This is a genomic window from Phenylobacterium sp. T106 (genome assembly GCF_057219735.1).
The window spans coordinates 221303-233870 of sequence record NZ_JBXVWA010000003.1; the positions used below are offsets into that span (position 1 = coordinate 221303).

General features: G+C 73.6%; 13 protein-coding genes. 4 read left to right on the top strand and 9 right to left on the bottom strand.

Going from position 1 to position 12568, the window contains the following annotated elements; all coding sequences use genetic code 11:
* Window positions 1–6: 6 nt before the first annotated feature.
* On the bottom strand, window positions 7–165 hold the full coding sequence (locus AC2D8W_RS08730; RefSeq protein WP_293481571.1) for a DUF3309 family protein: 159 nt from the start codon (window positions 163–165) through the stop codon (window positions 7–9).
* A gap of 477 nt (window positions 166–642) precedes the next feature.
* Here AC2D8W_RS08730 and AC2D8W_RS08735 point away from each other — a divergent pair, with 477 nt between their 5' ends.
* Window positions 643–1464, top strand: coding sequence for a carbonic anhydrase (locus AC2D8W_RS08735; RefSeq protein WP_484671219.1), 822 nt, complete (start codon window positions 643–645; stop codon window positions 1462–1464).
* Between the two features lie 71 nt (window positions 1465–1535).
* Here the strand turns inward: AC2D8W_RS08735 and AC2D8W_RS08740 are convergent, their stop codons facing one another.
* Together AC2D8W_RS08740 and AC2D8W_RS08745 are read right to left on the bottom strand one after the other, a co-directional pair.
* Window positions 1536–1829, bottom strand: coding sequence for a hypothetical protein (locus AC2D8W_RS08740; protein ID WP_484671220.1), 294 nt, complete (start codon window positions 1827–1829; stop codon window positions 1536–1538).
* A gap of 642 nt (window positions 1830–2471) precedes the next feature.
* The gene (locus AC2D8W_RS08745) at window positions 2472–2720 is read right to left on the bottom strand and encodes a hypothetical protein (protein ID WP_484671221.1); all 249 of its coding nucleotides are present in this window, start codon (window positions 2718–2720) and stop codon (window positions 2472–2474) included.
* 107 nt (window positions 2721–2827) lie between these two features.
* Between AC2D8W_RS08745 and AC2D8W_RS08750 the strand changes: the two genes are divergently transcribed.
* Window positions 2828–3253 carry a PaaI family thioesterase gene (locus tag AC2D8W_RS08750; protein WP_484671222.1) on the top strand — a complete coding sequence of 142 codons (426 nt, stop codon included), beginning with the start codon at window positions 2828–2830 and terminating at the stop codon, window positions 3251–3253.
* A gap of 10 nt (window positions 3254–3263) precedes the next feature.
* Here the strand turns inward: AC2D8W_RS08750 and AC2D8W_RS08755 are convergent, their stop codons facing one another.
* Together AC2D8W_RS08755 and AC2D8W_RS08760 are read right to left on the bottom strand one after the other, a co-directional pair.
* The gene (locus AC2D8W_RS08755) at window positions 3264–3686 is read right to left on the bottom strand and encodes a RidA family protein (RefSeq protein ID WP_484671223.1); all 423 of its coding nucleotides are present in this window, start codon (window positions 3684–3686) and stop codon (window positions 3264–3266) included.
* Between the two features lie 50 nt (window positions 3687–3736).
* Complete coding sequence (locus AC2D8W_RS08760) at window positions 3737–4192, bottom strand: winged helix-turn-helix transcriptional regulator (RefSeq protein WP_484671224.1); 456 nt, start codon at window positions 4190–4192, stop codon at window positions 3737–3739.
* Between the two features lie 107 nt (window positions 4193–4299).
* On the opposite strand from AC2D8W_RS08760, the gene AC2D8W_RS08765 reads away from it, so the two are divergent.
* A complete protein-coding gene (locus tag AC2D8W_RS08765; RefSeq protein WP_484671225.1) occupies window positions 4300–6492 on the top strand; it encodes a TonB-dependent receptor plug domain-containing protein in 2193 nt (730 codons plus the stop codon).
* 40 nt (window positions 6493–6532) lie between these two features.
* On the opposite strand, the gene glcF is transcribed toward AC2D8W_RS08765, so the two are convergent.
* The 4 genes from glcF to AC2D8W_RS08785 all read right to left on the bottom strand — a co-directional run bounded on the left by glcF (window position 6533) and on the right by AC2D8W_RS08785 (window position 11610).
* Window positions 6533–7813 carry a glycolate oxidase subunit GlcF gene (gene glcF / locus AC2D8W_RS08770; protein ID WP_484671226.1) on the bottom strand — a complete coding sequence of 427 codons (1281 nt, stop codon included), beginning with the start codon at window positions 7811–7813 and terminating at the stop codon, window positions 6533–6535.
* Window positions 7814–7828: 15 nt separating this feature from the next.
* On the bottom strand, window positions 7829–8869 hold the full coding sequence (locus tag AC2D8W_RS08775; RefSeq protein WP_484671227.1) for an HWE histidine kinase domain-containing protein: 1041 nt from the start codon (window positions 8867–8869) through the stop codon (window positions 7829–7831).
* 84 nt (window positions 8870–8953) lie between these two features.
* Window positions 8954–10123 (bottom strand): glycolate oxidase subunit GlcE, encoded by a 1170-nt coding sequence (gene glcE / locus AC2D8W_RS08780; RefSeq protein WP_484671228.1) that lies wholly within the window; start codon window positions 10121–10123, stop codon window positions 8954–8956.
* The gene (locus tag AC2D8W_RS08785; RefSeq protein WP_484671229.1) at window positions 10123–11610 is read right to left on the bottom strand and encodes an FAD-linked oxidase C-terminal domain-containing protein; all 1488 of its coding nucleotides are present in this window, start codon (window positions 11608–11610) and stop codon (window positions 10123–10125) included. The genes glcE and AC2D8W_RS08785 overlap by 1 nt, the downstream gene beginning before the upstream one ends.
* Before the next feature lie 125 nt (window positions 11611–11735).
* On the opposite strand from AC2D8W_RS08785, the gene AC2D8W_RS08790 reads away from it, so the two are divergent.
* Window positions 11736–12533, top strand: a complete 798-nt coding sequence (locus tag AC2D8W_RS08790) for an SDR family NAD(P)-dependent oxidoreductase (RefSeq protein ID WP_293482787.1) — start codon at window positions 11736–11738, stop codon at window positions 12531–12533.
* The last annotated feature ends 35 nt before the right edge of the window (window positions 12534–12568 follow it).

The window sequence follows — 12568 nt, forward strand, 5'->3', positions numbered from 1 at the left end:
CGGGCGTCAGATCCGTCCCAGCAGCACCAGGATGATCACGATGACCAGCACCAGGCCCAGGCCGCCGCTCGGGAAATAGCCCCAGCCGCGCGAATAGCCCCAGCTCGGCAGCGCGCCGATCAGGGCCAGGATCAGGATGATGATGAGAATGGTCCCCAGGGACATGCGGGCGCTCCTCGTGGTCCCCCGACCTGGGCCGTGGCGAACCAACGCCCACAGCCAAGCCGCAGTTCCCCGCAGGGGGCCGGCCCACCCCCACGGCTGTCATCCCGGTTTCCGCGCAAGCGGAACACCGGGACCCATAGACTCCGTGGGTCCGGATGAGGCGCGGGAGGCGCCGCCCGCGGGCCGCCACGGTCATCGGGCGCGTATGGGTACCGGTCTTCGCCTGCGGCGAAACCGGGATGACAGCTGAGGGGGTGCGCGGGCCTGGGGAGCTCGCGGAGCGAGAGGGGGCCGGCCCGCCGCGCCAGCCGGAACCCGGCCCCGACCCGACGCTAGACCGCGGCCCGCGTGCGGGCGACCCAGCGGTCCACCCGCGCCCCCAGCGCCCGTCCGGCGCGCTCGGTCAGCGCCAGTCACGGCAAAGGTCTTCCTAACCTCTCGTCCGTATGCTCGCGCGCGACAAATCCGGGGACGACCATGACCAACCTCCTGTCGCGCCGCCGCGCCCTCCTGTTCGCGGCTCCCGCGCTCTTCGCGCTGCCCGCCTTGGCCGAGGAAGCCGTCCACGCCGCCAAGCCGCGCCCCAAGGCCAAGCCCAAGGCCAAGCCCAAGGGCAAGGCCGCGCCCGCCGCGCCCGCGGCCGAGGCCCATCCGCCCGCCGCCGCGGCGCACCACGCCGCGCCGTCCGTGCCGCCCGAGGAGGCGCTCGAACGCCTGATGTCCGGCAATGCGCGCTACGTGGCGGGCCAGTCGTCGCATCCCAACAGCTCGCTGGCGCGCCGCACCCAGGTGGCCGCGGCCCAGGCGCCCTTCGCCGTGATCCTCGCCTGCGCCGACAGCCGGGTCGCGCCCGAGCTCATCTTCGACCAGGGCCTGGGCGACCTGTTCACCGTGCGGGTGGCGGGCAATGTGGTGGACGACGCGGTGCTCGCCTCGATCGAGTACTCGGTGATCCACCTGGGCTCGACGCTGGTGATGGTGCTAGGCCACGAGCGCTGCGGCGCCGTGCGCGCCACCGCCGATGCGCTCGCCGGCAAGGGCGACCCCGCCGACCAGGGCACCCGGATCGCCGCTCTGGCCGGCCTCATCGCGCCTGCCGTGCGCACCGTCCCGCCGGGCGCGGTCGACACCGTCGACGCCGCCATCTCGCTGAACGCCGCGCGGACCGCGCAGGAGATCTTCGCCCAGTCCGCGCCGCTGCGCGCGCGCGTGCTGGCCGGGCAGCTCAAGATCGTCGCCGCCCGCTACGACCTCGACGACGGCCGGGTCAGCCCGGCCCGCGGCGGCCCCACGGCCTGACGGCCCGCGCATACGAAAAGGCTCCCGGCAGGTCGCCCCGCCGGAAGCCCTGACGTCGAAGTCTGACTGTCCTACTTTTCGGGCGGCGGGGTCGTCGTGGACTCCATCGCCGCGCCCGCCCGGTCGGCCGCCGCATCGGCGCGGTCGGCCGCGGCCTCGGCGGCGTTCTCCATCGCCTGGCCCGTGGACTGGGCCGCATCGGCCGCCGCGGCGCTGGCGTTGGCCGCCGCGCTCTGGGCCGAAGCCGCCGCCGCGTCCGCCGCCGCCGCCGCATCGGTGGTGGCCGGGGATTCTTCCTGCTTCTGCTGACAGGCGCCGAGCGCCAGCGCGGCCGCGCCGGCCGCGATGAGAAGGGTCATGCGCATGGGGGTCTCTCCCTGGTCGTCGACCCGTCCAGGCAAGCGAAAGCACGCCCCGGGCCCACCCCCTTAAACCCCCAACAAGCCAAACCGTTCCGCGAACGCCCCCCTGTCATCCCGGTTTCGCCGCAAGGCGAAGACCGGGACCCATAGACTCCGCGGCTCAGGCAAACCCCGGGCCGCCCCCGCCGCGCCACGACCTCCGAGATCGGGCGCGTATGGGTCCCGGTTTTCCGCTGCGCGGAAACCGGGATGACAGCTGAAAGGGGGGAGCGCAGCCACATCCCCCTGTCATCCCGGTTTCGCCGCGAGGCGAAGACCGGGATCCATAGACTCCGCGCCTCAGGACCACCCCAGCCGCCCCCGCCGCGCCACGACCCCCGAAGTCTGGCGCGTATGGGTCGGTCTTCCGCCAGCGCGGAAACCGGGATGACAGCTGAAAGGTGGGAGCGCCGCCATATCCCCCTGTCATCCCGGTTTCGCCGCAAGGCGAAGACCGGGACCCATAGACTCCGCGCTTCAGGACCACCCCAGCCGCCCCCGCCGCGCCACGACCACCGAAGTCTGGCGCGTATGGGTCCCGGTCTTCCGCTGCCGCGGAAACCGGGATGACAGCTGAAGGGGCAGGGCTCCGCCCCCCGGCCGCCTCTAGTTGTTCGGGAGGTTCCCCTGGGCGCGGGTGATCTCGTCCTGGTCGCGCTGGCGGCGCTTTTCCCACTCCTCGGGCGTGGCGCAGATCTTCCGCTTGAAGTGCGAGCCCAGCTGCGCCTCGGTCACGCAGACCTTCTCGGGCTTGGCCTTCTCCGCCTTCGCGGGCTTCGCCGCCGCGGCGGCCGCCGCCGGGTCCCCCGCCTGCATCATCAACGCCGCGGCCAGAGCCGCCACACCCAACGCCATCTTCCCGGTCTCCACCCGTAACGCACGCCGTCCAGTTTGCCCGCCTTCCCGGGGAACTCAAGCGCCGCCGCCTTGACTAAGCCGCGCGCGCAAGCTCCTTTCCGGCCATGTCCGACGCCGTTGCGCCCACCCTGCAGACCGCCCTTGGCCAGGTCCGCGTGCTCCAGAACGCCGAGGGCCGCGCGGCCATCGAGTACGAGTGCGGCCCCCACATGTGCCACTCGGGCGGCGTCGCCCAGGGCGGCTTCGTCTGCGGCTGGATCGACGCGGCCATGGCGCACGCCTCCATCGGCCTGATGCCCGAGATGACCCCCATGTCGCTCGAGCTGAAGGTCAGCTACTTCGCCCCCGCGCGCCCCGGCCGGGTCACCGCCGAGGGCTGGATCGAGCGCCGCGGCCGCGCAACCTGCTTCGCCGAGGGCCGCCTGCTCGACCCCGCCGGCAACGTGCTGGCCAAGGCCAGCTCCACCATCCGCCTGATCCCCCGCGACACCGTCGAGGCCCAGGCGAAGCGCGCGCTCACCGACAAGTAGCCGGGGCCCGTCAGGCCAACACGGCCTCGGCCTCGATCTCCACCCGCGCGTTCGGGTCCACCAGCCCGGTCACGCCCACCAGCGTCATGGCCGGGAAGTGGCGGCCCAGCGTCGCGGCCCAGGCCGCGCCCACCTCGGCGCCGCCGGCGTTGAACTCGGCCATGTCGGTCACATAGGCCCGCAGCAGCACGATGTTGCCGATGTCGCCGCCGCCCGCGCGCACGACCGCGATCAGGTTCTCCAGCGCCAGCCGCCACTGTGTCCCCAGCGACGCCCCGGCCTCCACGCCGGCCGCGCCCGGCGCGCGGCCCAGCTGGCCCGACACCCGCAGCACCGTCGACCCCGTGGCCTTCACCGCCTGGGCGAACCCGCGCGGCCGGCTCCAGCCCGCCGGCAGCACCGTCTCGTACCCGATCCCCGCGCCTTCGCTCATCGCCCGATCCTCCCTGTTCCGCCGCCACCTTACCGCGCCCGCGGCGCGCGTCAGCCCGCCGCCGCCGCCGTGTCGCCGTACTCGACGCTGCCGGGGGCGACCGGCTCGCCGCATTCCGAGCACACCAGGACCGGCTGGAACGCGCGGCCGCAAGCGCGGTGACGGCGCTGCAGGGGGCGGGTCCCCGCCTTCGGCCGCCAGGTTTCCCCCCAGCGCGCCATCAGCATCAGCACCCCGCCCAGGTCGCGCCCCTGTGCGGTGAGGCGATAGTCGTGCCGCGGCGGATGCGCCTGGTACGCCTCGGTCTCCAGCACCCCGGCCTCGACCAGCCGCGCCAGCCGGTCCGAGACGGTGGTGCGGCTGCAGCCCAGCCGCGCGCAGAAGTCGTCGAAGCGGCTCACCCCGCGCAGGCAGTCGCGCAGGATCAGCACCGTCCAGCGGTCGCCCATCACCGCCATGGTCCGCGCCACCGGGCAGTTGTCGGTGTCGAGTTCATCCCAGCGCATGGCGATCCCATCCCTGCGGCCGACGCCCCGTGGCGAGATTGACCCATCCGGGAACGTCGTTCAATTTAAGAGTACAAAAAATAGACTCACTCATGGGCGGGGATGGCATGGGCAGGATCGGAGCGGGCAGGGCCGCGTGGCTGCGGGCGGCGTCCCTGGCCGCGCTGGGAGCGTCGCTCGCGGCGCCCGCGTTCGCCCAGGCGCCTTCCTCGACCGCCCCGGCGCCCGCGCCGCCCGCCTCCGACGCAGGGGCGCCCGGCGCGACGTCCTTCCCGGCCGCCTTCTTCGCCCCCTACAACCCGGTCACCGCCGCCGACATGGTGGCCCGGGTGCCCGGCTTCGAGCTGCGCGACGGCGACGAGCGGCGCGGCTTCGGCGCCACCGCCGGCAACCTGCTGATCAACGGCGAGCGGCCCAGCTCCAAGACCCTCGCCGCCGAGCTCCTGAAGCGCATCCCCGCCGGCAGCGTCGTGCGCATCGAGCTGCTCTCCGGCAGCGACGCCGCCGTCGACGTCCGCGGCCAGGCGCAGATCGTCAACGTGGTGGTCAGCGAAGCCGGCCGCCGCGGCGGCTCGACCACCTACACCGTGGGCGTCCGGCACATCCAGTATTCCAACCGCATCGGCTGGGTCGGCCAGGCGTCGCGCTCGATCGCGCTCGCCCCCAACGCCGTCCTGGCCCTCGACGTCCAGCTGCCCACCCTGCTGGGCCGCGGCGACGTCCGCGAGCGGCTGACCACCGGCCCCGCCGCCGCGCCCGCCGGCGCGCGCCGCCAGCTGCAGAAGCCGCAGAACATCGGGATCACCGGCGCCGCCAACCTGCGCTGGCAGCCGACCCCGCGCGACTCGGTGAACCTCAGCCTCCAGGCCGCGCCCACCTGGAACACGCTCGACATCATCCAGGCCGAGGTGTCGGCCCAGGACGCGCCGCGCCAGTTCCTGCTCGGCCGCTCCGACTTCGACCGCAACTTCACCGCCGAGTTCGGCGGCGACTGGGAGCGCCGCTTCGACGGCGGCCTGTCGCTCAAGCTGATCACGCTCGTCTCCGCCACCAGCGTCGACCAGCACGACCGCTTCGAGATCCAGACCTTCCCGAACGCCTTCCTCACCCGCACCCAGGACCGGTCCACCCGCGGCGGCGAACGCATCGTCCGCGGCCAGCTGAAGTGGACCGCCTCGAAGGCGCACACCTTTGAAGTCGGGGCCGAGGGCGCGTTCAACTACCGCGACACCACCCTCGACATCGCCAACCAGCCGCGCGGCGGCCCCGTGGTCCCCGTGCCCCTGGCGGTCTCGGACGCCCGGGTCGAGGAGACCCGCGGCGAGGTCTTCGCCTCCGACATCTGGACGCTGTCGCCCCGGCTGACCCTGGAATCCGGCGTCAACCTCGAGCTCTCGCGCATCACCCAGACCGGCGACCAGCGCAAGCAGCGCAGCTTCCGCTTCGTGAAGCCGCGCGTGTCGGGAACCTATGCCGTCGACCCGCAGACCAGCCTGCGCTTCAGCCTGCTGCGCGACGTGGCCCAACTCGACTTCGCCGAGTTCTCCAGCGCCGTCGATTTCGTCAACACCTCGACGATCCAGGGCAACCCCGGCCTCGTGCCCGAGAAGGCCTGGAAGGCCCGCGTCGAGTGGGAGCGGCGCTTCGGCGCCCGCACGGCGCTCACGGTCGCCGCCTTCGCCGACCGGGTGCAGGACGTGCACGACCTCGTCGACATCGGCGGCTTCGACGCCTACGGCAACATCGGCGACGGCTCGCGGATCGGGATCGAGCTGCGCGGCGCCATGCCGCTCGCCGCGTTCGGCCTCCCCAACGCCGAGCTGCGCTTCAACGGCCTCTACCAGCGCACCCGCGTCACCGACCCCGTCACCGGCGAGCGCCGCGAATTCTCCGTGCCGCTCGAGCGCCAGGGCTCGGCCTCGGGCGCCCCGGTCCTGAACGCCGGCAACAAGCGCTGGGCCTACGTCCTCAACTTCCGCCAGAACCTGCCCGAGCTGTCCTCGTCCTGGGGCGCGGCCCTGGTCCAGTGGTCCGGCCGCAAGGAGTACCGCCGCGCCGAGCTCTACGCGTACGAGCGCGCGCAGCCCCGCCTCGACCTCTTCGTCGAGACCACGGCGCTGAAGCCGGTGACGGTCCGCGTCTTCGCCAACAACGTCCTGGGGCCGTCCGAGGACCGCACCCGCACCTTCTTCCAGGGCAGCCGCGCCTCGGGGGTCGTGCAGCGCGCCGAGGTCCGCGTGTTCCGGGGCGGCCCGGAAGGCACCCGCTCGCTCGGCCTGCAGGTCTCCGGCCGCTTCTGACGCGGCCGCCCGATGCGGCCCCCTCCGAGGAGGCGGCGGTCTATTCCGGGGCCCGCACGGCCGTGGGGGCGATGGCGGCGGGCATCGGTCCGCCGGTCGCCCAGTCGAGCAGTTCGACCGGATGCACCACGGGCATGTCCACCGCGGGCGAAAGCTGCGCCATGCAGCCCACGTTGCCGGCGGCCAGCACCTCGGCGCCCGTGGCGCGGATGTTCGCCGCCTTGCGGTCGCGCAGCCGCCCGGCCATCTCGCTCTGCAGGATGTTGTAGACCCCGGCCGAGCCGCAGCAGAGGTGGCCCTCGGCGATGGGACGCACCTCGAAGCCGGCCTCGGCCAGCAGCCGCGGCGGCGCCGCCTTGATCTGCTGGCCGTGCTGCAGCGAGCAGGCCGCGTGGTAGGCCACCGTCGGGCGGCGGATGCGGACCACCTCGGGCAGGCCCGCCTCGGCGATGAACTCCAGCACGTCCCGGGCCTGGGCCGCGGCGCCTGCCCCCGTCTCGCCCAGCAGCCGGCCGTAGGCCTTCAGCGCCGTGCCGCAGCCCGCCGCCGTGGTGACGATGGCGTCCACCCGTCCCGCGCGGGCCCAGGCGGCCAGGTTGGCCCGCGCCATCGCCCGGGCCTCGTCCGCGCGGCCCAGGTGCTCGGAGATCGCCCCGCAGCACCCCTCGCCCTCGGCCAGCGTCACCTCGTAGCCGGCCCGCGTGATCAGCCGGATCGCCGCGGCGCGGACCTGCGGCGTCATGGCGGGCTCCACGCAGCCCTGCAGCAGGATCACCCGCCCGCGGACCTTGCCGCGCGGCGGCGCGGGCGCCTGCGCGGCCCGGGCCCGCGCCGGCACGAGCCGCAGCAGCGCCGCCAGGGGCGCGAGCTTCAGCCGCGCGAACGCCGGCTCCAGCGGCCGCGCCAGCCGTCCCAGCCGCAGCGCCCAGCGCAGCCGTGTCCGGTTGGTCAGCACCGCCGGGATCAGCGCCCGCAGGGTGCGCTCGAACCACGGCCGGCGATGGTGCGCCTCGATGTGCGCCCGCGCGTGGTCGATCAGCTGCGCGTAGTCGACGCCCGAGGGGCAGGTCGTCGTGCAGGCGAGGCACGACAGGCACCGGTCGATGTGCGTCACGGTGGACGGCGCCGGCGGGCCGCCGTGCTCGAGCATCTCGCGGATCAGCTCGATCCGGCCCCGGGGACTGTCCCGCTCGTCGCCGGTCAGCACATAGGTCGGGCAGGTCGCGGTGCAGAAGCCGCAGTGCACGCAGGTGCGGATGGCGGCGGCCGACGCGGCCGTCTTCGGATCGGCGAGCTGCGCCGGGGTGAACGCCGTCCTCACGCGGGGTCCCGCGTGTCAGGCGGCCGGACCGGCCGGCGGCGGGACGTCGGCCGCAAGGCCCTCGAGGGGCGACTCGAATCTCCAGCGCAGGCCATCAGGCGCGTAGCTTACCTCGGATTTGCGCCCCGCGCCCCGCAGCGCCGTCTGGATCAGCCGCGACCCGAAGCCCAGGCGCTGCGGGGCCGCGACCGGCGGGCCCCCGCTCTCGACCCAGTCGACGATCAGCTTCGATCCTTCCGGACGCCACGAGATGGAGACCCGGCCGCCCGGCGACGTGAGCGCGCCGTACTTCATGGCGTTGGTCGCCAGTTCGTAGAGCACGAGCGTGAAGCCGAGCACCACCCCGCTCGCCAGCGTTAGGTCCGGTCCGTCCAGCTCCACCTGCGCCGGGTCGATGCGCGGGACCCGGAGCGTCGCCTCGGTCAGCGCGCGCAGCGGGGCCGACTGCCAGTGGGCGGCGAAGAGCAGTTCGTAGGCCTCCGCCATCGCCGCCAGCCGCTCGTCGATCAACGCCGCCGCGGCCTGCGGATCGGGCGCGGCGCGCAGGGTCTGGCGGACCAGCGACTGCACCACGCTCAGGGTGTTCTTCACACGGTGCTGCAGCTCCTGCACCAGCAGCGCGTGCTGGGCCTCGATCCGCTTCATGTCGGTGATGTCGCGCGAGATGGAGAGCAGGTGTCCGACACGGCCGTCGCCGCTGCGGATCGGCGAGACCATCACGTCCCACCACTTCATCGTCCCCTTCGCGGTCGGCGCCTCGGCCTGGAAGCGGCCCACCTCGCCCGCGGCGGCGGCGGCGAGGGCGGCCATCGCCGCCGTGCGCCCCGGCTCAGGGAAGTTGTCGGGCCAGTACACGCCGCGCAGGAGGGCGAAGTCGTCGACCTCCATCACCCGGCGGCCGCCCTCGCTCATGAACTGCAGCCGGCCCTCCCGGTCGATCAGCTTTACGCAGTCGTGGCTGGCCGACATCAGGTCGTTGAGCAGCACGCCCCGCTCCACGAGGTCGGTGTCCAGGCGCCGCAGGTCGTCGAGTTCGGAAGCGGCGTCGCTGCTCATGTCCTTCGGCGGGCTTTCCCTGCATCCGCGCCGATGTCGGCGCTCGTCCCGGGGGGCCGTGCCAGATAGCACAGGTTTTCGAATTCAGGCGCCCTCCATGCGCCCGGGATTGAGGATGCCCAGGGGATCGAACGCCGCCTTGACGCGCGCCTGCAGCGCGCCCAGCGCGCCCTCCCGCGGGCCGAAGGCCTCGCCGCCGCGCAGGCGCAGGGCGTGCCCGCCGAGGCCCGCCGCCACCGCCCGCACCTTCGCCGCCGGCTCCTCGGTCAGCAGCCAGGCCAGGCCGCCGCCCCAGTCGTAGAGCGCGTCCCCCGGCAGCCCGTGCGGTCCCTTCCAGCCCGAGGCCGGCGGCAGCGAGAGCCGCCACAGCGGCCGCGGGTCGCCCGCGAACGCCTCGACCTCGCGGATCTGGCCCCAGAACTCGGCCGAGTGGGCGCCCGAGAGCTCGTCGATCCGGCCGAAGCCCTTCAGCGCGCCGTAGAGCGCCTCGGCCCGCGCCGCCACCGACGTGTCGAAGCCCTCCAGCCGCAGCGCCGTCACCGGCATCTCGGCCTTCAGCGGGCGCGCGCGGGCGGCGAAGCTGGGCAGGTGCGCCGCAGCCGACACCTCGAACGGCCCGTTCAGCGCCGCGGTCATCGCCTCACTCGCCCGCACGTCGGCCAGGCCGAACAGCAGCAGGGTCGCCTCGGCGCGCGGCGCGGGCATCACCTTGATCGTGACCTCGGTCAGCACCGCCAGCGTGCCCCACGACCCGGCCATCAGCTTCATCAGGTCGTAGCCCGTGACGTTCTTGACCACGCGCCCGCCGGCCTTGAACGCCTCGCCCCGGCCCGACACGGCCTCGAAGCCCAGGAAGTGATCGCGCGCCGCGCCCGCCCGGATGCGCCGCGGCCCCGACAGGTTCGCCGCCAGGATGCCGCCCAGCGTCGGCTCGCCGCGCGCCGACAGGAGCCGCGTCCAGCGGGGCGGCTCGAAGGCCAGCATCTGGCCCTTGGCGGCCACCAGCCGCTCCAGGTCCGCGATCCGCACGCCGGCCTGGGCCGTCAGCGTCAGCTCCTCGGGCGAATAGTCCACGATCCGGTCCAGCCGCGCCGTCGAGAGCACCGCGTCGACCGGGTCCATGCCGCCCAGGCCCCGCTTGGTGCCGCCGCCCACGACCTCCACGTGGCGCGCCGCCGCGCCGGCCTCGGCGACAATGGCGCAGACCTCCTCGGGACTGGAGGGCTTCAGGACCTTGATCGCCTCGTCCGGCATCAGAACCGCGGCAGCTCCGGGAACGCCAGCTTGCCGCGGTGCACGTGCATCCGGCCCAGCTCGGCGCAGCGATGCAGCGTCGGGAACACCTTGCCCGGGTTCAGCAGCAGGCCGGGATCGAACGCGCACTTCACCCGCTGCTGGCAGGCGAGGTCGGTGGGGTCGAACATCTCGCCCATCAGGTCCCGCTTCTCCACCCCCACGCCGTGCTCGCCGGTCAGCACGCCGCCCACGGCCACGCACAGCTTCAGGATATCGGCCCCGAACGCCTCGGCCTTGTCCAGATCACCCGGCCTGTCGGCGTCGTACAGGATCAGCGGGTGCAGGTTGCCGTCGCCGGCGTGGAAGACGTTGGCCACGCCCAGCCCGTACTGCGCCGACAGTTCGCCGATGCGGGTCAGCACCTGCGGCAGCGCCCGCCGCGGAATGGTGCCGTCCATGCAGAAGTAGTCGGGGGCGATCCGGCCCACGGCCGGGAACGCCGCCTTGCGGCCCGCCCAGAAGGCCAGCCGCTCGGCCTCGTCCTGCGACACCTTCACGAAATCGGCCCCGCGCTGCGCCGCCAACGCCCGCACATGGCCGGTCAGCTCGGCGCACTCGGCCTCGGGGCCGTCCAGCTCGACGATCAGCAGCGCGGCGGCGTCCACCGGGTACCCGGCGCCCACGAAGGCCTCGGCCGCGCGGATCGCCGGATTGTCCATCATCTCCAGCCCGGCGGGGATCACGCCTGCGGCGATGATGTCGCCCACGCAGGCGCCGGCCGCCTCCACCGACGGGAAGCCCAGCAGCAGCGCCTGCGCCGTCTGGGGCTTCGGCAGGATGCGCACCGTCACCTCGGTGACCACGCCCAGCAGCCCCTCGGATCCGGTCACCAGGCCCAGCAGGTCGTAGCCGTCGGCGTCCATCGCCTTGCCGCCCAGCCGGACGATCTCGCCGCTCATCAGCACCAGCTCGCAGCCCAGCAGGTTGTTGGTGGTCAGCCCGTACTTCAGGCAGTGCACCCCGCCCGAGTTCTCGGCCACGTTGCCGCCGATGGTGCAGGCGATCTGGCTGGACGGATCGGGCGCATAGTAGAAGCCCTGCGCCTCCACGGCCGCGGTGACCCCCAGGTTCGTGACCCCCGGCTGCACCACGGCGCAGCGGTTGGCGTAGTCCACCTCGAGCACGCGGTTGAACTTGGACAGGCCCAGCACGACCCCGTCGGCCAGCGGGAGCGCCCCGCCCGACAGCGAGGTCCCGGCCCCGCGCGGCACCACCTTCACGCCGTTCGCCTGGCACCACCGCAGCACCTGCGACACCTGCGCCGTCGTCTCGGGCAGCACGACGGCCAGCGGCGTCTGCCGATAGGCCGACAGGCCGTCGCTCTCGAACGGGACCAGCGACGCGGGGTCCGACACCACGCCCTCGCCGGGCACGATCCGCCGCAGGGCGCGGACGATCTCGGCCTTGCGGGCGATCAGCGCATCGTCGGGCGCGGGCATCCTCATGCGCGGGACCGTAGGCGCAGACTCGACCCCGCGCCAGCGCGCCGGCGCCAGGCTCTGGCGTGACCCCACGGCAGGGCCGGAATACTCGCGCTCGCGCGGCTCCAGACCCCTGCAGGAAGGCATCCATGACCGACATCCTCGACCTTTCGGGCCGCGTGGCCCTCGTCACCGGCGCCGGGCAGGGCGTCGGCCGCCAGATCGCCCTGCACCTGGGCGGCGCCACCGGCAGCGGCGGCGTGGTGGTGAACGACTACGTCCTCGACCGCGCCGAGGCGGTGGCCGAGGAGATCCGCGCCGCCGGCGGCAAGGCGGTCGCCGCCCAGTGCGACGTCTCGAACCACGAGGCGGTGAAGGCCATGGTGGCCAAGGCGTCCGCCGACCTCGGCCCCATCGGCATCCTGGTCAACAACGCCGGCAATGCGGGCGCGACCCCCTCGGCCGAACTGGGCAAGCCCTTCTGGGAGACCGGCCCCGACGTCTGGCAGAGCTTCATCGGCGTCAACCTGTACGGGGTCATGAACTGCACCGCGGCGGTCATCCCGGGCATGCTGCAGCGCCAGGCCCCCGGGCGCATCGTCACCATCATCTCCGACGCCAGCCGCTGGGGCGACGCGGGTCTCGAGATCTACGCGGGCGCCAAGGCGGGCGCGGCCGGCTTCATGCGCAGCTGCGCCCGCTCGCTGGGCCGCTACGGCATCACTGCCAACTCGGTGGCCATCGCGCTCACCGCCACGCCGGCCGTCGAGCGGACCCTCAAGGGCGACCCCGAGCGGCTGAAGCGCACCCTGGAGAAGTACATCATCCGCCGCCCTGGCCAGCCCGACGACGTGGCCAACATGGTGCTGTTCCTGGCCTCCGACGCCTCCAGCTGGATCACCGGCCAGGTCTATCCCGTGAACGGCGGCTTCTCGTTCGCGCTGTAGGACGTCTGCCTCCAACCGCTGTCATCCCGCGCGGC